This window comes from Herbaspirillum sp. RTI4, assembly GCF_034313965.1.
Taxonomy (GTDB): Bacteria; Pseudomonadota; Gammaproteobacteria; order Burkholderiales; family Burkholderiaceae_D; genus Herbaspirillum.
In genome coordinates this window covers 1-21,723 of the sequence record NZ_JAVIWQ010000001.1, presented here as the reverse complement: position 1 = coordinate 21,723, position 21,723 = coordinate 1, and the positions used below count along the sequence as shown (strand labels likewise).

General features: G+C 50.9%; 20 protein-coding genes and 4 pseudogenes. 15 read left to right on the top strand and 9 right to left on the bottom strand.

Translation table 11 applies throughout. From position 1 onward, the window contains the following. Positions 1–7: 7 nt before the first annotated feature. The gene (locus RGU70_RS00120; protein ID WP_322207405.1) at positions 8–238 is read right to left on the bottom strand and encodes a SymE family type I addiction module toxin; all 231 of its coding nucleotides are present in this window, start codon (positions 236–238) and stop codon (positions 8–10) included. Between the two features lie 820 nt (positions 239–1,058). Between RGU70_RS00120 and RGU70_RS00115 the strand changes: the two genes are divergently transcribed. From RGU70_RS00115 to RGU70_RS00070, 10 genes are all read left to right on the top strand, one after another. Further along, complete coding sequence (locus tag RGU70_RS00115) at positions 1,059–1,466, top strand: DUF6088 family protein (protein WP_322207404.1); 408 nt, start codon at positions 1,059–1,061, stop codon at positions 1,464–1,466. Beyond that, complete coding sequence (locus RGU70_RS00110) at positions 1,463–2,500, top strand: nucleotidyl transferase AbiEii/AbiGii toxin family protein (protein ID WP_322207403.1); 1,038 nt, start codon at positions 1,463–1,465, stop codon at positions 2,498–2,500. The genes RGU70_RS00115 and RGU70_RS00110 overlap by 4 nt, the downstream gene beginning before the upstream one ends. A 195-nt stretch (positions 2,501–2,695) precedes the next feature. Continuing rightward, complete coding sequence (locus tag RGU70_RS00105) at positions 2,696–5,371, top strand: type VI secretion system Vgr family protein (protein ID WP_322207402.1); 2,676 nt, start codon at positions 2,696–2,698, stop codon at positions 5,369–5,371. Continuing rightward, on the top strand, positions 5,368–7,086 hold the full coding sequence (locus tag RGU70_RS00100) for a hypothetical protein (RefSeq protein ID WP_322207401.1): 1,719 nt from the start codon (positions 5,368–5,370) through the stop codon (positions 7,084–7,086). The genes RGU70_RS00105 and RGU70_RS00100 overlap by 4 nt, the downstream gene beginning before the upstream one ends. Then, positions 7,083–8,066 carry a T6SS immunity protein Tli4 family protein gene (locus tag RGU70_RS00095; RefSeq protein WP_322207400.1) on the top strand — a complete coding sequence of 328 codons (984 nt, stop codon included), beginning with the start codon at positions 7,083–7,085 and terminating at the stop codon, positions 8,064–8,066. The genes RGU70_RS00100 and RGU70_RS00095 overlap by 4 nt, the downstream gene beginning before the upstream one ends. A gap of 414 nt (positions 8,067–8,480) precedes the next feature. Continuing rightward, on the top strand, positions 8,481–8,714 hold the full coding sequence (locus RGU70_RS00090) for a hypothetical protein (RefSeq protein WP_322207399.1): 234 nt from the start codon (positions 8,481–8,483) through the stop codon (positions 8,712–8,714). A 128-nt stretch (positions 8,715–8,842) separates the two neighbouring features. Continuing rightward, complete coding sequence (locus RGU70_RS00085; protein WP_322207398.1) at positions 8,843–9,352, top strand: DUF3987 domain-containing protein; 510 nt, start codon at positions 8,843–8,845, stop codon at positions 9,350–9,352. Between the two features lie 256 nt (positions 9,353–9,608). Continuing rightward, the gene (locus RGU70_RS00080; protein WP_322207397.1) at positions 9,609–10,091 is read left to right on the top strand and encodes a hypothetical protein; all 483 of its coding nucleotides are present in this window, start codon (positions 9,609–9,611) and stop codon (positions 10,089–10,091) included. 57 nt (positions 10,092–10,148) lie between these two features. Then, positions 10,149–11,224 (top strand): IS3 family transposase gene (locus tag RGU70_RS00075; RefSeq protein WP_322207396.1). Its coding sequence is split into 2 segments (ribosomal slippage): positions 10,149–10,407 and positions 10,407–11,224, totalling 1,077 coding nucleotides; the frame shifts between segments, so codons are not numbered across the junction. A 71-nt stretch (positions 11,225–11,295) separates the two neighbouring features. Then, positions 11,296–11,838: a hypothetical protein gene (locus RGU70_RS00070; protein WP_322207395.1), complete on the top strand. Its 543-nt coding sequence runs from the start codon at positions 11,296–11,298 to the stop codon at positions 11,836–11,838. A 176-nt stretch (positions 11,839–12,014) separates the two neighbouring features. On the opposite strand, the gene RGU70_RS00065 is transcribed toward RGU70_RS00070, so the two are convergent. Then, a protein-coding gene (locus RGU70_RS00065; RefSeq protein ID WP_416186460.1) for an IS3 family transposase occupies positions 12,015–13,144 on the bottom strand; the annotation gives its coding sequence in 2 pieces (ribosomal slippage) (positions 12,015–12,883 and positions 12,883–13,144; 1,131 coding nt in all). A gap of 63 nt (positions 13,145–13,207) precedes the next feature. Here RGU70_RS00065 and RGU70_RS00060 point away from each other — a divergent pair. Next, positions 13,208–13,558 (top strand): annotated as a pseudogene (locus RGU70_RS00060) (integrase core domain-containing protein); the annotation flags it as partial. A 256-nt stretch (positions 13,559–13,814) separates the two neighbouring features. On the opposite strand, the gene RGU70_RS00055 reads toward RGU70_RS00060, so the two are convergent. From RGU70_RS00055 to RGU70_RS00040, 4 genes and pseudogenes are all read right to left on the bottom strand, one after another. Beyond that, a complete protein-coding gene (locus RGU70_RS00055) occupies positions 13,815–14,102 on the bottom strand; it encodes a type II toxin-antitoxin system RelE/ParE family toxin (RefSeq protein ID WP_322207393.1) in 288 nt (95 codons plus the stop codon). Then, complete coding sequence (locus tag RGU70_RS00050) at positions 14,102–14,323, bottom strand: TA system antitoxin ParD family protein (RefSeq protein WP_322207392.1); 222 nt, start codon at positions 14,321–14,323, stop codon at positions 14,102–14,104. The genes RGU70_RS00055 and RGU70_RS00050 overlap by 1 nt, the downstream gene beginning before the upstream one ends. A 485-nt stretch (positions 14,324–14,808) precedes the next feature. Next, positions 14,809–16,419, bottom strand: coding sequence for an AAA family ATPase (locus tag RGU70_RS00045; RefSeq protein WP_322207391.1), 1,611 nt, complete (start codon positions 16,417–16,419; stop codon positions 14,809–14,811). Positions 16,420–16,822: 403 nt separating this feature from the next. Beyond that, positions 16,823–17,029: pseudogene (locus RGU70_RS00040) on the bottom strand (integrase core domain-containing protein); the annotation flags it as partial. Here RGU70_RS00040 and RGU70_RS00035 point away from each other — a divergent pair. Continuing rightward, entirely contained in the window at positions 16,961–17,224 is a 264-nt protein-coding gene (locus RGU70_RS00035; RefSeq protein WP_322207423.1) for a hypothetical protein, read from the top strand. The pseudogene RGU70_RS00040 and the gene RGU70_RS00035 sit on opposite strands and share 69 nt — an antisense overlap. Before the next feature lie 103 nt (positions 17,225–17,327). On the opposite strand, the gene RGU70_RS00030 is transcribed toward RGU70_RS00035, so the two are convergent. After that, on the bottom strand, positions 17,328–17,657 hold the full coding sequence (locus tag RGU70_RS00030) for a type II toxin-antitoxin system RelE/ParE family toxin (protein ID WP_322207390.1): 330 nt from the start codon (positions 17,655–17,657) through the stop codon (positions 17,328–17,330). After that, a complete protein-coding gene (locus tag RGU70_RS00025; protein ID WP_322207389.1) occupies positions 17,657–17,926 on the bottom strand; it encodes a type II toxin-antitoxin system Phd/YefM family antitoxin in 270 nt (89 codons plus the stop codon). The genes RGU70_RS00030 and RGU70_RS00025 overlap by 1 nt, the downstream gene beginning before the upstream one ends. Positions 17,927–18,135: 209 nt before the next feature. On the opposite strand from RGU70_RS00025, the pseudogene RGU70_RS00020 reads away from it, so the two are divergent. Beyond that, positions 18,136–18,668, top strand: a pseudogene (locus tag RGU70_RS00020) (transposase); the annotation flags it as partial. 63 nt (positions 18,669–18,731) lie between these two features. Beyond that, on the top strand, positions 18,732–19,877 hold the full coding sequence (locus tag RGU70_RS00015) for an IS30 family transposase (protein ID WP_322207422.1): 1,146 nt from the start codon (positions 18,732–18,734) through the stop codon (positions 19,875–19,877). 729 nt (positions 19,878–20,606) lie between these two features. On the opposite strand, the gene RGU70_RS00010 is transcribed toward RGU70_RS00015, so the two are convergent. Further along, positions 20,607–21,158 (bottom strand): hypothetical protein, encoded by a 552-nt coding sequence (locus RGU70_RS00010; RefSeq protein WP_322207388.1) that lies wholly within the window; start codon positions 21,156–21,158, stop codon positions 20,607–20,609. 461 nt (positions 21,159–21,619) lie between these two features. Between RGU70_RS00010 and RGU70_RS00005 the strand changes: the two are divergent. Continuing rightward, a pseudogene (locus RGU70_RS00005) lies at positions 21,620–21,723 on the top strand (type II toxin-antitoxin system VapB family antitoxin); the annotation flags it as partial.

The following is a 21,723-nucleotide window of genomic DNA, read 5'->3' as shown; positions in this document are numbered from 1 at the left end:
CCGCTCATTAATCCACTGTTAATACCAGACATCCCACCATCACCCGAATGCGCACCGGCGTGCGAATGGCGAATCCCGCCTGCTCCAGCCATTTCCCCTGAATGCGTATCCACGGTACTGCCTGCATGACGCGTTTCCCCGGGTCCCGAATTGGCTGGCCTGGCGCATAGCCTATGGAAGATACCGTGATGTGGCGCTCTGGCCGGATCACGATGGCGGGGCCTTGCTGGTTTGACATATCCTTCTTTCTAGCCACGATGAGCTCCGTTTTAGTTGATGGTGGTTAGCTGGCAGGGGATGTTCGTGCATTCCATGCCAGCGTCTCTTCCGACTTTCGCTGCGCTGACAGCATAAAGACCGATGCCGGGACTAGGGAAGTCATTTCTCCGCGACCGCGCCGTATATCCCGCTTCTTTTTTACAGAGTTGCTCGGCTATCGCCTGATTGCGGATGAATGCCTGCCTGCTGCGCAGACTTGACGCAAGTCTTTCTGTCTCCGTTGATCAGATGGTAGGCAATTGCTGAAACAAAAATGCGAAAATTGGATTCGCGTAAGTGATTGATTTTAAAGGGAGAGTGCCTTGCGGACTTGGACTTCGCAAGTCCACAAGAAACAGAGAAAAGAGGGCGAGAGAGAACGGAAACGGCAGAAAACCGGGCATGCAGCCGGGTGCGAAGTCCGCAAGAAAAAATGAAAAGCCCCGCCAGACGTGGTGTTTGGCGGGGCTTGTCGAAATGCGAAGAGAATATCTTCGCAGGGTGTGATGGTGGTGGACTCGAGGGTATTCGGTAGACCGCTCTTTGGTGCTGTTGGCTCGTATTCAGGGGTTTTTTTATACGCACTTCCGGTCGAGGGAATCTGGGATTTATGTATCGGCAGTTCTTGATGAAAAACAAACAGTCCAGAGGATTTTGGACGCTAAATTGCGGAAGCCAGTTCGATTCCCCATTTTCCCTTCGAACTGCCGTCTGGGTTGTTATCATTAACCGCCCTTGTTGACACATCTATGATGTTCTGCAAAAATACGACATTACTGTCTTATTTTTGCAGGTAAATAATGTCCAAAATGACCTTGGAGGAACGGATTGAGATGAGCTTGCGGCGCTCCGCAGCGAAGGTCTTCCTGCGCAAAGAATTTGACAGATTTGGAGGCTATGACCAAGTTGGGCGAGCGCTGAGAAGTGTGATCAATAAAGGTCTCCTCATCAAGGCTGGCTACGGTGTGTATGTCAAAGCAAAGCAAAGCACTTTGACCGGCAAGTCTATCCCTGTTGTCCCGCTCATTGAAATTGGCCTGGAAGTGTTGACCAAACTCGGCGTCAAGCCTGACCTAGGAGCTTCTGCGAAAGAATATAGGGATGGCAAGACGACGCAAATGCCTATGTCCACTGTGTTAAACGTGGGTGGTTCACGAGTTTCCCGTCGTATAGGTTTTGGTAGTAAATCAATTCGGTATGAGCAATGAAAAGACTGCCTAAGGAAATTATTGAAAAAATTTCAGATTTTGAGACTGAATCGGAGTTGTCCCTTCCTGGTTTTGCGCTTGAAAAGGACTACTTTGTTCTAGATGCCATCACGCTAATCCAAGCGCTTCCCGCATCGCCAGATTTTCGGTTTGTCTTTTGTGGTGGCACATGCTTGGCTAAAGCCTATGGCATTTTGCATCGGATGTCTGAGGATGTTGACTTCAAGCTGGTCCCTACGGAAGTCACCGCACAATTACCTAAAGCTACATTAAGACGCAGACTCAGTGCCTTTGTCAAAAATGTGATCACAAGCTTAGAAGCCGGCGGATTTGGAAAAAATTCAATTACACGTCGCTCACTAGATAGCAACAGCTATTCCTGCCTGGATGTTGAATATGAATCAGCTTTTTCCAAGCCCTCATCGTTACGACCCCACCTTCTGCTTGAGCTGAACCACTCAACCCTGAGGGCCCCTACAGAAACGCACAAGGTGGGCTTGCTGCTCGATAAGTTAACTTCCGGCGCGTATCAGTCACCGATTGAAATTGAATGCATTTCTTTGCGAGAAGCCTTAGCTGAAAAGCTCGTCTCATTTCCGCGCCGTCTGGCATTGCAACTGCAAAAAGACAATACCGATACGGTATTAGATCCCTCTTCCGGGTGGGATAAAGCACTGGTACGCCATCTCTACGACGTGCATCAAATTATTCAGCATGCTCCAGTGGCACAGTTGGATGCTTCAGATTTAGCTCGGATTTTGTCAGGCGTCATTGCCAATGATGCGATTGAATTTCAAAATCAGCACCCTCAGTTTTATTTAACGCCATTGGCGCAATTGAGTAAGGCACTTACTTGGGCAGGTGAAAGTGAAAATCTGAAAATCCAATACGATGCCTTTGTCGCAGACATGGTTTATGCCTCACCAGAAAACACCCCAAGTTTTGCGGAAGCACTGGATGTTTTTTCCAGAACCTTACAAACCACGATGACCTTAATGTCATCAGAAAATATCGCCAGAGAAATGGCGCGATAGCTAAGCCTTAAAAGAGAACAATCAATGCTATCGACAAATTCTTGAACACAAAAATCTCGACCCATTCTCAGACCCTGATTCTCCGAAGACAAAAATATAAACACTATTTGTCGGACTAGTCGCCTCTTCCTTGCTTAATGCTTCGCCGAATATCCCTACACTGCTGAGGATCCCTATGACGTAAGAATCCACCGCATGCTGCCCCCCATCAAAGACCTCGAACGCTGGATCTACAACCGCCAGCACAAACGCATCCTCACCCTCGATTTCCCCGATAACAACTGCCCCCAGAGCGGCCCCGAACGCTACCAGCGCGACGCTCTGTTCATCCCCAATCGCCTCGACGCCGACGAAGGCCTTTCCCGCGATTTCACCTACACCGTCGAAGTCCTGTCCGACGACCCGCGCATTCCTCTGACTGAGGTGCTAGGCAAGCTGGTCACGCTCTCGCTCAAACGCAAAGACGGCAGCCTGCGTTACTTCAACGGCTACGTCTTTGAATTCGGCCTCGAGCGCTGCGAAGGCAACGTCGTGTTTTACCGCATGGTGCTCAAACCCTGGATGGCCTTCCTGCGCCAGCGCAAGAACAACGCCGTGTTTTGTCACCAGACCCTCAACGATCAGGCGCTGGAAATCTTCCGTCACTATCCCTCCATCCGCTGCGACTATCGCTATGCGTTCCCGAGCGGCCACGCTTACCTCAAGCTCATGCACATGGGCTGCCAGTTCAACGAAACCGATGCCAACTATCTGCACCGCCGCTGGGAAGCGCTGGGCCTGAGCTATCGCTACGAACACACCGAGCGCGGCCACCAGCTCATGCTGTGTCACAACACGGCGCAGGAAGCGCAACCGATCGATGGACGCAATCCCGACATCCGTTTCCACAGCGAAGACAACGACGCCGAACAGCACGAGGCCATCCACACCTGGCGCCCGGGGCGCACCATCTCTCCCGGCAGCCGCACCACCACCGCCTACAATTTCAAAACCGCGCATCTGCCCAGCCATCAGGCCTGGGCCACGAGCCCCAATGCGCAAGGCAGGAACGTCCCCCAAATAGAAAGCCACGACTACGTCGGTGCCTACAGCTGCGAGCATAGTCAAAACGGCTACGGCGACACGCAGGCGCGTTATCGCATGGATGAAACCGACGCGCAGGCCAAACAGCACCCGATGGCCGGCAACAACCGCTACGTCGCCCCGGGTCGCTGGTTCCAGATGCGCAAACATCCGCGCCTGCGCGATCTGCTGGGCTTTGATGTCCGCGAAGAAAAACAACGCTTCCTCATCATCGACGTGCGTCACACCGTCACCAATAACTACCTGCAAGAAAACGAACCGGCCGACTACCGCAACACGCTCAACTGCATCCGCAAAAACATCGTCTGGCGACCCGGCCCCGGCTACAGCAGCAACGACACCCGCATCCACGGCACGCAGACCGCACTGGTGGTCGGCTACGAGCAAGGCGAAATCGCCACCGACAAATACGGCCGTCTGCGCGTGCAATTTCACTGGGACTTGCTCGGCAAGAAAACCCCGCTCAGCTCGGCCTGGGTGCGCATGGCCACACCGTGGGCCGGCAACATGCACGGCCTGCACACGCTGCCGCGACCCGGGCAGGAAGTCGTCGTCACCTGGCTCGATGGCAACCCCGACCATCCGCTCATTCTCGGCAGCGTGCACAACGGCTGCAACCCGCCGCCCTGGAATTTGCCGAGCGAGAAAGCGTTAACGGGCCTGCGCAGCCGCGAACTGATTCCCGGAAAAAGCAACTTCGGGAGTGGGCGCAGCAACCACCTTATTCTCGACGACACGCTCGATCAAATTCAGGCGCAGCTCAAAAGCGATCACCAGAATAGTCAGCTTTCGCTGGGATTTATTACCCGCATCGAGGACAACTACGGAAGAAAGGAAGCGCGCGGAGAAGGCTATGCGCTGGAAACCGAAGGCTCTGGTGCACTGCGTGCCGGCAAGGGTTTACTGCTCACGACGGACGGCCGCGCCCAAGCGGTCGGCGGCACGCTCAGTCGCGACGAACTGGTGCATTGCCTGGAACAAGCGCTCGAAATTGCCAAAGGACTCGGCAGTGCCGCCGTCACCCATCACGGCAGTCACCGTGACACCGCCCCACAGCAACATCTGAGCGCGGCCGTCGATGCGCTCGGCAAGGGCAGCGGCCCGGAAACCCACTCCACCAGCACCGCTGCCGCAGGACAAGCGGTCATCGCCATCAGTGCCGCCGCCGGCCTCGCCAGCGCCACGCCCAAAGATCAAACCCACTACGCCGGTCACAACATCGACACCGTCGCCGGCAACAACCAGCAGCACTACGCCATGGGCCACATCCTGCACACCGCGCGCGGCGATATCGAACAGCTCGCAGTCGAAGGCGATCTGCGCCAGATTGCCGGTAAAGGCAAAGTCACTGTGCAGGCGCAGCACAACAGCATGGAGCTGATTGCCGAACAGGTCCTGCGACTGATTTCCACCAGCGACCGCATCGAAATCTTCGCCAAAAAAGAAATCGTGCTGGGCGCAGGTGGCTCCGCCATCAAGATCAGCGCCGAAGGCATTACCGATATCACCAGCGGCAAGCGGGTGATTCATACGTCGGGGTTGGATGTCACCGGCCCCTCATCACTGTCACAGCAAATGAACCAATGGCCCACCACGCACTTCGATGAAGAGTTCATCGCCCGCCACCACGGCAGCGGCCGCATTGCCGCGAACCGGCGCTTTGAAATTCTTCGCGAAGACGGCAGCCGCTTGCAGGGACAAAGCGATGGTGAAGGGAAAACCGGGATTCAAAAAAGTCAGCTGCTGGGAAAAATTCAATTACATTTTTTCGATGACCTATCAAAATGAACGACGCCTTCCATGTAGTTTCCACCTCCTATGACGACGAAGGGTTTCCCTTCTGGAGCACTCCACTGACCCCCACAGAAATCAAAAAGAAGGCGCTGGTGTTAGTGCCGCCGAATCAGGTGATTCCGGTGATTTTTGTGCCGGGGGTCATGGGGTCGAATCTCAAGTTGACCAACGGCATCAAAAGACTTGATAAAAAATCGGGAGACTTTGCGTGGCGTCCCGATGCGGCCGGCCCTAAAGAAGCCTTAATGGGCGCGGCCTCGCGCCAGCTACTTCTCGATCCGAAAAATACCCAGGCAGACAAGCGCTTCATCGTGGATGAAGAAAAGAATGTCATCCCTCCTACCAATTTTTCAGTAAAGGCAGCCGAGTTTCGCGGCTGGGGCAGCGTCTATTGGAGTAGCTATGGGAAAGTAATCACGTATCTCAATTCGCTCCTGAACCAAGCCTGCATATACGACCCCTACGCCGACAAGGTCCTCATCGGCGAGCTGTTCCAGGAGCTGATGGATGCCGGCATACCGCTGCCTTACCAAGACACGCTGAAACTGGATCGCACCGAAATCGAGCACATGAGCGAATACTGGTTTCCAGTACATGCCGTCGGCTACAACTGGTTGCAGTCGAATGAAGACTCCGGCAAATATCTGGGCAGTGAAATCCGCCGCATCAAAGCCGTTTATCAAAAAAGATTAAGGACACCGGGAGCCTGCAAAAAAGTAATTCTGGTCACCCACTCCATGGGCGGGCTGGTGGCGCGTGCCGCCGTGCATCCGGCGATGGGAGGCGCTGCCGACGACGTATTGGGGGTACTGCATGGCGTCATGCCGGCCCTAGGCGCAGCAGCGGCATACAAGCGCATGCGCACCGGCTTCGAGATGGGACAGATCGACTGGTTTAGTCTGGGCAGCATCAAGAACACAGTGGGAGCCCAGATGGTGGCCGGCAGTAATGGTCGCGAGGTCACGGCCGTTCTGGGGCATTCCCCCGGCGGTTTGCAGCTCCTGCCCAACAAAGTCTACCAACCGACTCGGTGGCTGAAGGCTACCCTGGCCCGGGTAGAAGAAACGGATCATCACATACCCATCGGTGACAATCCGTATGCCAGCATTTATCGTGAGAAAGAGAAATGGTGGCGCTTGATTCATCCTGAGTGGCTGGATCCGGCGAAAATATTTGGTACGCTGAATAGGCCGCTGTCGGCATGGTCATCCTTTATTTCTGCACTACAAATTGCAGAAAACTTCCATGACAAATTAGGACACCACTACCATCCAAACACCTACAGCTTTTATGGCAAGGATGCTGAACGCTACCCGACCTATGGCACGGTGACATGGCGGAAAGTCATCTATACAGCGAGGGACCCAAATGGATATGTGTCGCACCTCGACGCCAACAGACGCGGCATCAACGTCGACCTCATGGAACGCGGACTTGCCGATGAGACGCGCGACGATGCCAAAGGGGAAATTTGTGCGAAACGCAATCTCGACCGATTGTATTTATATCTGACGCCACCTGTTGAAGCCGGCGACGGCACGGTGCCGGCGTTTTCTGGTTCAGCGCCGCAGTATTTCGCGCCTTCCTGTGTCCGCGCCCAGTTGGCGGTGAACGGCATCGACCATCAGAACGCTTACCACACGGGTCACGCTGTGGTGATGCGCTTCATTGCCTACAGCATCTGCAAAATGACGAAGGACCATCCATGAGGTCGCGACGTCGCCAATTATTAGCAGCCATCGCTATCGGCGCTTTATGGCCTCTGGCTGCCTGTCATCCCCATGTCAAAGGACTCTCGAAAGAAAAAACTATGAAGAAATATCCGTTGAAACCCTATGCCGTCGGCCGTTACCTAATCGACCTTCCTGAAGCCGCCACAGAGGTCTCGTGGGGGCAGCGGTTTGCTGGGATGAGCATTGAATGGACGAATAACTCGGAAGCCAAATTCGAGCATCTCCTTGCTGAAAAGCGACATGCGTTAATAGGAAGGCATATGGATCGTCCTATTTTATTGGAGGAGAAGCGTGCCAAGGACGGCAACACCCATTTTTATTTGTTTCAGCAGACCTCCCCGGAAACAGGGCTATTGGAGGTGAATGCCTATCGCTATAGTCATGAGTTAAAAGGGTTTCATTTTTTTTCATCGCAAATTGACCCGGAACGTTCTAAGGAAGGATTGCCATACGCAGAAAGGGTTGTGCAAGCAGTTCAGCCCCGGTTAATTACTTCTACCATGACTGACCGTGGTGCCTGTTTCGACCATGCCTTTGTTAGCGGGGGCGATCCTAGTAATTTCGAAGATGTCGCTGTCATGGTTAGCTTTAATGACATTAATTTAAGTTTTTCCACGCAGGTTATCGACGCAGTAGACACCGGCCCGACCTTGTTGGAACGCAGCACCATTCTCGACAGATTCCCTGAAGTCATACTACTACGCCAGTCTGCACGCGAAGTAGCCCGATTAAATGGCGAAGAATTAGCTTATAAAACTAAACGCGGAAGCGGAATTACTTCCCATTCATTTGAATGGGATTACATAGGAAAACCAAATTCAATTATGGCACCCCGCATGAAAGTCCTCCTAGACATTGAACGCGGAGTCGCTGCGGCACTCCTCCCAGACGAAGAACTGCTCGGAGTATGGGATGCAATATTGGGATCGATCCGCTTGCGGACCGGGGCGGTTTAATCTTTTAATAAAATCTGAAAGCTGGCTACACAGTTTCGAAGAAAAAAATGACAAGCCCGATCAGACGTGGTGTTTAGCGGGGCTTGTCGAAATGCGAAGAGAATATCTTCGCAGGGTGTGATGGCGGCGTCTCACTCACATTCCTTCTCGAAGCCTAGTATTTGCGGTGGATAGGTCGATTAGATTTTATTTGATACCCCCAAAAATACCCCCATTATCTAATCGCTTGAAATGCCCAAGTTTAGGGGTAAGTCTATTGAAGATTCCAGTACCAAATCTCTATGCAAAAAAAGAGCTGTCCTACACGCCATTGGTTGAAAACGTGAAGCTTGTGGCCGGCTCGATCGATATCGATGTCTACAAGCTTGTATATCCATTCATAGGGCAATAATGACCGAATTTGAAGAGGCATAGGTGAAAACCCAAGTAGAACTACCGGATGCTGAAGATAAATATAATTTGCAAGTCGATCGTACCGACCAAACGCGTACGACATTGCGTTCTGATCCTGTCGCGTTCCGAGTCGCGTCGTGGCTCGGCACGACTGAACGTCTGATCGAACTGTTCATTGGAATGGCCAACGCGGTCGTACTTGAAGGCGCGGCCATCATCGGCTGCGTGATGCATTGGTCGCGAACGGCGCAGTAGGCGTTGCTTCACCTGAGGGTGGGCCAACCTTACTAGGTCCGACTTTCAGTCAGCCCGCGTCGCTCAGCGGGTACTGGAGCGAAGAAGACCGACCGGTTGGCTTGGCTGGTGGTAACCGCCGGCCTGTCATGCCACATTTGACCATTTCGGTCATGATTCAGGAAGATCGATTCGCCTTGTACATGAAAACCCGTGGCGCTGAGGCATTTAGCACGGGCCTCTTGGGCCGCATGCTGGTCGCGTACTCAACCATCATAGACCGTCCGGGTGAATTGCCGAATACCTGGGACCGGCCAGAGCCCAAGCTTGACGTGTTCAATCAAAGAGCGGAAGACATTCTGAACCAACCTATGCCCGCGCCACGGGAGCGCCTTACGTTGAGACTGTCTGAGGAGGCGACGCGTTATTGGGGTTGGTTCAAGAGCTGGGTTCATGACAACTTAATCTGCGGGGATTTTTCTGAAGATATGAAGTCTTTCTTTCGAAAGATCGGTCAGAATGCAACGCGACTTGCCGCATCACTGCATTATTTCGGAGGGGCGGACGGCGATATTACTGCTGATGCCATGAAGAGTGCCATTATCGTGCGCCATTTTTTTGTCTGCCCCAACGGTCCAATAGTAATGGTGCTGCCGTAAAGTAATATTTTTATATCTCTGTATTTGGTGGCCTTAATAAAAAGAACTAGAAGAAGAGATAATTCAGACTGCTACGCTGCTATGTTTACCAAATATCCACGAGCCACCCACGATCATTGATTACTGCGTGGAAAATATGCGCCTAGCTATCAAGTCGAAACGATCCACCGGTATTTCGTGTATTGTCACTGCTGGAAAACGGTACATTACAAATAAAAACGGGTTTAGACGATCCGAGATAGTAAGGGGCAGCAAGATGGCGAAAGCGTCACCGAAAATCGGTACTAGAAAAGTCCGTCAAAATCTCAGTAAGGCAAAGTACCCTCCATCATCGTTAGTCTTGATACTTGAAAATGGGGAGTGGGAGAGCTTCATCGAAGATTGCTGTAGAAACGAACTCGGCACGAAATATGTAGTTGTTCAGAGAATCGGTGGCGCTGGCGACGCAGGGCGCGATATTGAAGCTAGATACACAAATGATCTCATTGCAGACGACTGGGATTTATATCAAGCGAAGCATTACCAGTCTGCGATAAGCGAGTCCGATCTGTATCCAGAACTGGCAAAAGTATTTCACCATATTAAGGAAAATACTTATCCCCCTCCGAAGCACTATTTCATGTGTGCCCCTAAAAATACGACACCGATGCTCCACGATCTCATTGCTAAACCCGAGGAGCTTCGTAATAAATTTCTCCAAGCTTGGCGTGACGGAAAAATGGGTATCACGATCGGGTGACCTGCTCCCCGAGATTAGTACGGCCATAATGTAGAGTTTGCCCCTAAGGAGGCAAGCATGAAGAATCGATTCACGGAAGAACAGATCATTGGCGTATTAAAAGAAGCGGAAACTGGCATAAAAGTAGCGGAGCTTTGCCGGAAACACGGTATTAGCGACGCCACCTATTACAACTGGAAAGCGAAATTCGGCGGGATGACGGTATCCGAAGCACAACGACTCAAGGTTCTTGAAGCAGAGAACGCCAAGTTGAAACGCTTGCTGGCAGAATCAATGCTCGACAACGCAGCTCTCAAGGATGTTGTTGGCCGAAAGTGGTAAGCCCACAAGCCAGACGTGACGCCGTTTCCTATGTCATGGAAAACCACGGAATAGGTGTTACGCGTGCTTGTGGGCTGATGGGCATTTCCAGGTCGTTATATCGGTATGAATCGACTCGCCCGAGCGACGAACAGTTGGCAGGACGATTGACTGAACTGGCTGGTCAGAAGAGGCGTTACGGATATCGACGCCTGCATGTGCTGCTGTGCCGGGAAGGTTGGTTGATTAATCCTAAGCGTACGTATCGGGTTTACCACGCAGCCGGTTTGATGGTGCGTCGACGCAAGCGCAAGCGTATCGCTGGCGTTGAACGGCAGCCGAAGGTAGTAGCACTGGGACCGAATCAGAGTTGGTCGATGGACTTTGTATCGGATGGATTTATTGACGGACGTCGCCTGCGCTGTTTGAATATCGTCGATGATTTCACAAAAGAGTGTTTGGCAATAGAAGTGGATACCTCACTGCCTGGTCGCCGTGTCGTGGCTGTTTTAGAGCGTTTGGCAGAAAATCGAGGGTTGCCCAGATCGGTGACTGTAGATAACGGCCCCGAGTTTATTAGCAAGGTACTCGACGAATGGGCTTACCGAAAACAGCTTCAATTGCGATTTATCGAGCCGGGCAAGCCGCAGCAGAATGCCTATATTGAAAGTTTCAACGGTAAGTTTCGGGATGAATGTTTGAATGAGCATTGGTTTTTATCAATGCGTCATGCACGGGAAGTCATCGCCGCATGGCGTCAGGAATACAACGAGGAGCGCCCCCACAGCGCACTTGGCTACCTGACACCGAACAGATTTGCAGATAGTTTTTAATCGCAAACTCTATGTCGGTTTCGGACTAAATTGGGGAGCAGGTCAAGGCCACTGAGGCAGGCGCAAATGCAGTGGCTGCCGATCCCGAAATTTCAAGAAGTGAATTGGCAGTAGTGATCATAGACGAGGTTATTCGCATACATAAAAGATGGACTAACAGGGCTAAAGCACACTGCATAGAAAGTGTTGAAAATATCAAAAACTATAAAATGGAATTGCAAAATGGCGAGCGTTCATTTCGTGTCCATTCTGCGTTCACGGGACAGAGTTGGACGCGAGCGGGTGCGATGCTTATTTCAGTCGATCAGCCGACGCAAGAGGCATTCGCCGATCGCGTCGGGGTAGACGCCATCTTGTCCACCGTCCATGCAAAAGAGCTTGGACGCATGTACAAAGAAATAGAAAGAATTGTGACGGCGGATTCTTCCGCAGATTTAGATCTGTGGAAATTGGCCACTAATGCGGGGGCCGATGCGGTGGCGGCCAAACCACAAATTACGCAACAAGAATTGGCCATTGTTATCGTAGACGAGGTGCTTCGCATTCACGAAATATGGAAGAATCGGGCGTTGGACGTTACGCCCTTAGCATGGGCAGAAATGGTGGATCAATAAAAAAGTGGGGGAGGGTGGCAAAGATAAAAAAACCGTCGCCCTCCGCTGAAAAAATCAATCGCCTGATAAATCAAAGCAATAAAGTACAGTTAAGGAACTAGGCCCCGAGTTAAACCCTCGCTGGGAAATTTTCAGCATTATTTTTACATTTTCTAGCACCTTGCCTCATTTTGACCTTACCCCGCCGAGTGCACCAATCGTAAATTAGCAATCTGGCTGTTTTCAGTGTGATGCAATTGCCGGAATTGGTCCGGTGCCATTTGCCCGAGGGCGCTATGTGGACGAACCGAGTTGTAATCGATTCGCCATATTTCGATGCGCTCGCGGGCCTCTTGCAAGCTACGAAACGCATGCTGATTTAAACATTCTTCACGTAATCGACCATTGAAGCTCTCGATATAGGCATTTTCGACGGGCTTGCCAGGTCGGATGAACTGTAGCTTCACACCGCATTGGTGTGCCCAGGCATCCAGCGCTTTGCTAATAAACTCCGGGCCATTGTCTACCTGAATGACATTCGGGCAACGTCCATTTTGACGCAACTGCTCCAGTACACGTGCCACCCGAGCGCCTGTTAGTGAGTGATCAACTTCGATTTTTACGCATTCCCGATTCCATACGTCAATGACCGTCAGCATGCGCATTCTCCGGCCGTTGCTCAGGGCATCAGTGACGAAGTCCATGGCCCAACGCTGATCTGGCCCTTGTGGCATCGGCAACACAACGCGTAAGTGACTTGGTCCCTTCTTACGACGCCTGCCTAGCAACGACAAGTCTTCTTCACGATAGAGACGCTCAGTACGCTTATGGTTGATGACTAGACCTTCCCGGCGCAACATAACGTGCAAACGTGGCGATCCAAAACGCGGGCGCTCTTGTGCCAATTCCCGTATCCTCTGACGAACAGGCGCATCGTCCTCAACAGGTATCGGTCGTCGATAGGTGCGCCGGTTCAGACCAATTAAGCTGCATGCCCGCCGCTCAGAGAAGTCGTATTGCGCGATGACTTGCTGCACGATTTCTTTGCGCTGCGCGGGCAGCGCTACTTTTTTTGCAGGACGTCTTTCAATACGAGGATATCCAGCGCTTGCTCTGCAACCAGGCGTTTGAGCTTCTGATTCTCTTCTTCCAAAGCCTTTAAACGCCGGGCCTCCGAGACTTCCATGCCACCAAACTTGCTACGCCAGTTGTAAAACGTGACGTCTGATATGCCGTGCTTACGGCATAAATCTGCCACCTTCATTCCGGCGTCGGCTTCCTTCAAGACGCCAATGATCTGTTCTTCCGTAAATCTCGATTTCTTCATGACTAGCTCTCCATCAGCACAGTCACTAACTTTACATTGGGATACTTTTACGGGGGAAGGTCACGGATACTGACCGACCGTGGTACCGAATATTGCGGCAGGCCGGAAACGCATGACTACCAGCTTTATTTGGCGCTCAATGAGATTGAACACACCAAGACGAAGCTGCGGCATCCGCAGACCAACGGTATCTGTGAGCGATTTCATAAAACTATTTTGCAAGAGTTCTATCAGGTTGCGTTTCGACGCAAGATTTATCGATCGATAGACGAGCTGCAAAACGATCTGGATGACTGGCTGGCTTATTACAACAACGACCGAACACATCAAGGAAAGATGTGCTGCGGTCGCACGCCCATGCAAACACTGATTGACGGAAAGGAGGCTTGGACTGAACAACTGAATTTGACCTGACAACGGCACACGTCAAACCGGGTGACTGTCAGATCGGATCGCAACTACTACAGGCGCGCGAAACCGGATAATCTCAGACGCGCTTTGGCAGCTTGTCCCTTCGGGGAATCGAACAACAACCATCCCCGCTAAATCTCCGAAGCAAATTTCAATTGCCGTTCCTTCATATCCAGTTTTATAGCCATCGCTGAATACTTTTTCGCCTATCGTCACCGGCCGATTATTCATTTTTCTTTCTTTTACTTATGCCGTGTGTTTAGCGCTTCATTGCGACATAAAAATTTTCGTGCGAACCAATGTTCAGCAAGACCACTTCTTGCGGTTTTTTCTTATTCGGCTGTAATCGATACGCCAGTAATGTTTCTTGTTTATTCACTTTAAACTTGTAGACGAAAACCTCAGCCAACTCACCTTTCTTTTCTTCGCCAATTGTAGGGTCAGCAACAATATTCATTACAGCTTGATCGACCACTTTTTTATCTCGTGCATGCATTTTCTTCACAACACGATCAAACGATGGCGTACTGAGAACTTTCAATGCCATCACGCACCAACGCGATATTCAGAAAGTTGTCCGGTATCGGCCTCGGCAACGGCCAGCAATGTATTCTTGATGAACTGAATTGGTAGTTCAGGATTATCCTCAACAGCCTTACCAAGACGCGCCCAATATTCAATTTGCTTAGGGATAGAACGATGCTCAGCAATAGCATGCGGCTTTGCCATGTCCACCAATTCATCCGATAATTTCATCGCGGTTGCCATATAAACTCCTTAGTGTTTAGGTTTTATTATATGTCGTATTGCAACCTTTTGCAACCAATGTGCGCAAAAATAAACCGTACATGAGTGGCTTATTTACGTGGAGATTTTTCCTTGATTAATGGGGTCGAGTCGATCATGTCTGCTACCAATGCCATTGGCAGCAGACATGCTGCAATTGTCCAGAGTTTTGCCTCGACATTCAAGGGGCCAAACACTGGAAGTCTGGCTGCAAACTTTACAAAGTGGCACCAGACAAGCACAAGTACTCTGGAAGGGGCGCTGAAGGCGGCTGGGATGCATCGGGATCAGTTTGCAACCGATACAGATGCCTTACGTCGATGTATAGCAAATCGCAGGCTTCGTGTGGTAATTTGCAGGCGTTGCAATCACTTGCAGAAATCAATCTACTTTTAGATAACGCCCGCCATCGGTAGCTGCCCTGATAGTTAGAGACCGGCAAGTCGCTGGACCTGGTACGCATCTGGTTAGTGGAAAACGGCAGACCGTTTCCCGGTGAGCTTCAGCGCGGCAAAGCTGGCAATGCGTGCCACGTTGCTGCCCGCCTGCATGGCCTGCGCGAACGCTTGATTGACCAGCCTGGCGACTCGTCTGAGGTCGATATCGACACGCTCCGACAACATCATTGCTGTGCCTTCGTCTAGCGTGATTTCCCGCTTTGTCTTGATGCGCAGTCCTGCGGCTGTCTCCTGGATGATGCGCAACCGTTGCGCCGGCCCCGGCGCCGGCACGTTGAACACTTCGACCCGCGACAGTAGCGCTGGGGGAACGTGCTCGATGCTGTTTGCCGTCAAGACGAAGACGATTCGGCTGGCGTCGAACCGCAGTTCAAAAAACTCATCGTGAAACTTCTTGCTGGTGGCGGGATCGAGCAAGTCCAGCAGCGCCGGCAATACCGGATACTGCGCGTCACGGATTTTGTCCACCTCATCGATGACCACGACCGGCGCAGCGGAATCACCGTTGGCAAGCAACGAGAAAATCATGCCTGGGCGCGAACCAGTCCACGAGGTGTGGGAGCCGACTAACTGGAATGCACCCTGCGCACCGCCAGCGCTAATTTTTTCCGTCGATACGCCAAGCGCTTCGGCGAGCTGCGTTGCGAGAAAAGTTTTGCCAATGCCAGGGGCGCCGAGCAATAGGAGTGGCGTGATACGGAAATCGCTTGGCTGCATCGCGCCGGCAAGGACCAGATCAGTTTGCAGCCGCTCGATTGGCTCGACCAGATTTTCGAAGCGCGACTTCGCCGACTCAAGCCGGGCGTGTGCCGCTTTGGCGTCGGGCAATGTGCGGTTGCCGCTGCTCGCGTGAGCGTTCTGCAAAGTGCGTGCGCCGGCATCGCGCCGATCGTCCTTCTGCTCTCCGAGCTGCACGGTGGCACGTGCAAGATCATCCGGGGCAAACACTTGAGTTGTAGGCAGTGCTTTTGGGGGCTTGCGTCCTTTCGCCGGATAGCCGGCGCTTGTCCAATGTTTGTAGCAGTCAATGGCCATCTTATCCGTCTGACTAGCCTTTAATTTCCTGATTTTTCTGCGGAACACACCCATCCAATGGGCTGCGTCGGCTTGCTCAAAGGCCGGTTGAGGTTGATAAAAGGACCAAAACATCTGCTGGTTGCTATCCCACTCCGGGTCGCGGAGAAAATCTAAGACATCGACCAGGTTGCCGCGCCCGCGCTCGTAAGCAATGGTCATCGATATAGCCACAAGTAGGTCATACGACAGCCTTGCTGATGCAGCATCGAGCGCGACTGTTGATCGTGCGAGCAGACGGGTCGCCAGCGTCATGGCGTCCGATAGGTCGTGTCGCGTGTCGGTGCGAATGCTGTCGAGGCCAAAATCGATCTGGCGCAGGACTAAAATATTCTCGTGCTGTGGAATCAGCTTCGCCATGCCGAAGCCGGATTTTTCGACGTTGGCAGCGGCCTTTTCTTCTTTATCTGCGGCCACTTTCGCCGCCATCGCGAGATTAGCTTCGCCGGCCAGCGCGGCGGCGATGGCGGTCGGCAGCAGCAAGCGCTGATGGCGCTCACTAAAATAGAGGATGTATCCTGGTGCGGTAGAATCTTGGTTAACCATGGTGGCTCCTGATGAATTATTGTGGCCAGGGCAAGGGCGAGGTTACAGCCTCGACCATGCCTGCTTTCTACATCTCTACAGCTCCAGTGTCTTGCGCGGTTTGACGGCTTCCGGTTTTTTTTAGAAGAAACAACTCCCAAAGCCCGGGGTGCATGTGTGCCGCACCAGCCTCCCAATCCTGCCAAGTTCGCAAAGTTGAGTAAATCAAATTGGCGGCGGCGGTTTGGGACAAACCAGTTGCGTGGCGCTCCGCTTTGATTTCCTCCGGACTCGGGCTTCTTTTTCGCATAACTTCCTTTAGACAACTGGACTCTATTTCGTTAGTCGTATAGTACACGGATTCCGTGCTTTAGTGCAGTTCAATGATTAGATTTTTACTGACCTGCCCCCCACCCAAAAAAAATTAGCTACAGCGCGCAGTAGAATCCGAGTTTAAAAACTGTTTGGCAGCAAACGCATTGGGTGTAGCGTAGTTCTGTACGCTGTGGGGCCGCACCGAATTGTCATCACGTCGCCAGGCCTCAATTCGGTACCGCGCCTCATGCAATGTCGAGAACCAGTGATCGTTCAGGCATTCGTCCCGGAATCGACCATTAAAGCTTTCGATGTATCTGAACAAGAAAAATGCGGTGTAGTCGTATTAGATCAAATTCACAATGCGCTTAATGAGGTAAGGCGAACATTACTATTTGGGGCAGGCAGTAAAGTTACCTATAATTTATCTTATGTAAAGTTAGTGCCTGTGCTAATTGAGAGCAAGCATGAAGAAATCGGTTCTTCATCATTGAAGAAAAATTCTGCCTGATCATTATTTCCAACAAGAGTCTTAACTTTTTCTTCTACTGTAAAATATTCATTTGTGTAAGCTCACAGGAAATCCTTGAATTCGAATTTTTATTTTAATCATATTATATTGCCCGTAATAATCTACGAGTAAGTAACGAATTCATATCGCGTCTAGCGTCAACAACAATATGGATGTAAATAACATCCTGCCGCACTTCATAAATGATCCGATTCATTCCAGATAAAACTTGCCTGTATTGCGTGAGGTTAAGTTTTTCAATTTCTACTGGAATGCCACCAGCCTGCGGAAAATTTTGCAGATTGCGAATTGCTTCTTTTATCTTGGCGTAAGTAGTGCTCCAAGTGTCAGCGGAAAAGGTTTTAAGTATGTAGGATCTGAGCTCTTTCAGATCTTGCTCTGCTGAATCGAGTATGACGACTCTCAAGCTCATCAGTGATCAGCCTTGTCCAGGTCAGCAAACACATCCTCAGCATCACGAAATTTACCTTGCTCAATTTCACGATTACCGAGTGCCAGAATTTTGAGTAGTGCGAGCGTTTCTTCTTGTTCTTCAAAGCTCTTCACGTCCATGACAACCAGCTTGGCCTCACCATTTTGCGTAATCAGCATAGGTTCACGATTTTCCGAGATGTCTTTGATAATTTCAGCCGCGTGACTTTTGAGGTAGCTGATAGGCTTTACTTGAGTTGAGAATTTCATGATCAGACCTCTATTGCAAATGAGTGGAGACCAATTTTAGTCCTAATTAAGACTCATGTACATAGCCGGTATTTGTACTTTTACAATGCAATTAGTAGCATTTGCACCCGCGAAGAATGTAGATATGTTTAGACTGCCTGGGTGTGTGACCTTCCCCCGTAAAAGTATCCCAATGTAAAGTTAGTGACTGTGCTGATGGAGAGCTAGTCATGAAGAAATCGAGATTTACGGAAGAACAGATCATTGGCGTCTTGAAGGAAGCCGACGCCGGAATGAAGGTGGCAGATTTATGCCGTAAGCACGGCATATCAGACGTCACGTTTTACAACTGGCGTAGCAAGTTTGGTGGCATGGAAGTCTCGGAGGCCCGGCGTTTAAAGGCTTTGGAAGAAGAGAATCAGAAGCTCAAACGCCTGGTTGCAGAGCAAGCGCTGGATATCCTCGTATTGAAAGACGTCCTGCAAAAAAAGTAGCGCTGCCCGCGCAGCGCAAAGAAATCGTGCAGCAAGTCATCGCGCAATACGACTTCTCTGAGCGGCGGGCCTGCAGCTTAATTGGTCTGAACCGGCGCACCTATCGACGACCGATACCTGTTGAGGACGATGCGCCTGTTCGTCAGAGGATACGGGAATTGGCGCAAGAGCGCCCGCGCTTTGGATCGCCGCGTTTGCACGTTATGTTGCGCCGGGAAGGTCTAGTCATCAACCATAAGCGTACTGAGCGTCTCTATCGTGAAGAAGGGCGGATTCAAGCGGTCACTGCAACACCTGATTTTCATCATAAATTAAAATCGATGAGGTGTGCGATGCCAAGTATTTACGGAGCAATGACCGATGATCGCAAAGCCATCATCTGGCGAATGTGGCAACAAGGATATCCGATGAGCGAAATAGCCAGGGACATTGAGAAGCCAGCGGCAACCATATACTCCTACCTGCTCTATCACGGTGGCATCACGCCACGAAAGAGGCAGCGTCGAGCGACTTACCTTACTCTTGAAGAGCGCGAAGACATTTCTAGGGCACTAGCCAAAGAGTGCAGTATTCGCAGTATTGCCAGAGAACTTAATCGTTCACCATCGACAATTTCCAGGGAAATATCCCGGAACGGTGGCGTCGTTAAATATCGTGCCAGTATTGCTGAACAAGCTTTTCTTAAACGAGCGAAGCGACCAAAATCATTCTTACTGGCAGAACGTCCCGCCCTAAGATGTCTTGTAGAGGAAAGGCTCGCCTCAAACTGGTCTCCAGAGCAAATCGCTGGATGGCTAAAGACCAGGCAGACCGACACGAGCAAGGAGATGTATGTGTCCCATGAAACGATATACAAATCTTTGTTTATTCAGACACGGGCCTTATTTCGGGAAGAGCTGAAAAAACATTTAAGAACGAAACGGATGTTTCGCCATGCCAAAAATCATAAGGCCGGTAGTAGAGGGCAAATTTTGGATGCTATCTCGATCAGAGATCGTCCCGTTGAAATCGAAGACCGAGCAATCCCTGGGCACTGGGAGGGCGATCTGATTATCGGTGCCAATAACAGCGCCATAGCCACCGTAGTTGAGCGTCAGTCTAGATTTACCGTCTTGTGTAAGTGTGAAGGCCGCACAGCACCAAGTGTGGTGCACTCACTGACGGAGCAGATGAAAAAACTTCCCTATCAGATCTGCAAAAGTTTAACTTGGGATCGCGGACAAGAGCTTTCAGCACATAAACAATTTACTATCGCAACAGATATGGAAGTTTATTTTTGCGATCCTCGTAGTCCATGGCAACGTGGCACTAATGAAAATACCAATGGTCTGTTGAGGCAATATTTCCCAAAAGGAAGCGGACTGGCCAAATATTCCCAACACGAATTAGATGACATAGCAGCAGAGCTCAATGCCCGACCACGAAAAACTCTCGGGTTTAGAACGCCGGCGGAAATTTTTAATAACGCGTTGCAGTGACCGCTTGAATCCGCCGATACTTTTTATTGGGGGGATTACCAACTCCGCCCCCACAGCAGCTTGTTGCACCAACATTGCTTCTGCATAGCCGTCATATTTACTTACTTGTTTTTGAGAGTTTTGCAGAAAAAATTTCTAGCTGCGCTACCCTGCCCCGCTCATGCGGCCTTGATGTCTGCTTCGTGATACGCAAGATTAATGGGCCTGCTCTCAAAATTACGGGTTCTAAGATTGCCTCTGGCGGGACGTATCCATGCTTGGCTAACTCTGCACGCCATGCACGGATGGCGCGAACGATGTCGCTGAGCACCAGGACGATGGGGTCATATAGTCTACTTCTGCCAGGCAATCTAGAGCTGCTGATGTATTCGAAAACCTAAATCGAGCGAATACTCGCTGAGTTGCGGATTGTGGTGTCGTCAGGAGCCCTCAAGCGCAGGAGGATGGCGCGCCCTTGCACTCGTTGTCGGGTACTGGCATGAAGAATTCTGGCTTTGCCATGTTCATGGTGGTTTCGTGGTGGCTCTTTTGATAATGCACTACATCATGTTGGTTGTGCTTTGGCAAGGCATTTGGCGGATTGGCGTTGTTAGCTTTGCGATGTGCGTGGCTGTGGCAGGTCTTGCGTGTTTTTTGGTGCTGGTTGGGTGTAGGGGTTCTTGACGTGTAGGATTAATTAACGGGTCTCGGGGCGAAGCCCTGAGTCGTCTGCGACGAGCGCGAGGCGACCTAGCGGACGAAATACTGGATTGAGCCGACAGGCACATATCCGGCATCCTGTCCTTGTACTTGATCCTTGTTTTGCTGCAAATCGTAAGCGAGTTTGCGGCAAGTCTGTGGCACGTGCAATGCGAGTAATTTGCGATCCTGATTTAATATTTTTGGTAGCCTATCGTAGCCGTACGATGAGTTCGCGGCTGATAAAGTTCGAATGTGTAATGTTTCTGGTGCGTCGTCGGTGTAAAGGTGGCGGAAGACGGTAGCAATTGCGCGGGTAACCTGTTTGATTGTTTGGTCGTTCGGCAGACAAGAATGCGACGAGGTATCGGTGTTTGGTGATAAAAAATGATGTAAATTAATTGCAATACAAAATAAATATGATGCGAAGCTGATGCCAATTTTCATTGCTAAATGCTTGGCATTGCTGCGGCATAATTCTAAATTGCGTGAAAATTTGTGAGTGAAATGTTGGGGCGAGAATGGTTGATCGCCCTGGGTCTTTGCTGTTTTCCGATCCCGCGTAGCGGGTCGGTTCTGGAGCGATATGACTATCAGTTGCATGCGGGCATTATTTGTCCGCCACTTTGATGGCGAGGTCTAGCGTCGCGACGGCTGGTAAGGCCGCTGGGCGCGTGCTACGGGCGCGGGTGACTGTCAGATCGGAGCGCGTACTACACCTAAAATACCAATATTAAACATTTCCACTTTCTGTAAAAACTCACAATGGATTACTGATGGCAATATTGTATTAGAGGCATATTTTACGTAAAATTTAATCACAATTAACCCCTCAACCGTCTAGCTTAGCTAGGTGCTTTTGGAGTGACAGCCCACCTTCGGGTGGCTTTGTCATTTTGATAGTACAAACGGGCCCGCCAGATTAGACAGAAATTTGCCAGCGGGATAGCCTCATTTGAGGGAAATTTTCGCAGATATTAGGGAAAAACTCTCCTCTGCCCAGCCGGTTGTCGTGATGTCCTATTAGATGCATAATTACATCATTAGTGATTCAAGGGGCAGCCATGAGAACCACCGTTACCATCGACGACGACCTGTACAACAAAGCCCTTGAGGTTGCCGATCCATCCATGGACAAGGCAGACCTTTTCCGCGAGGCCATCAAGAC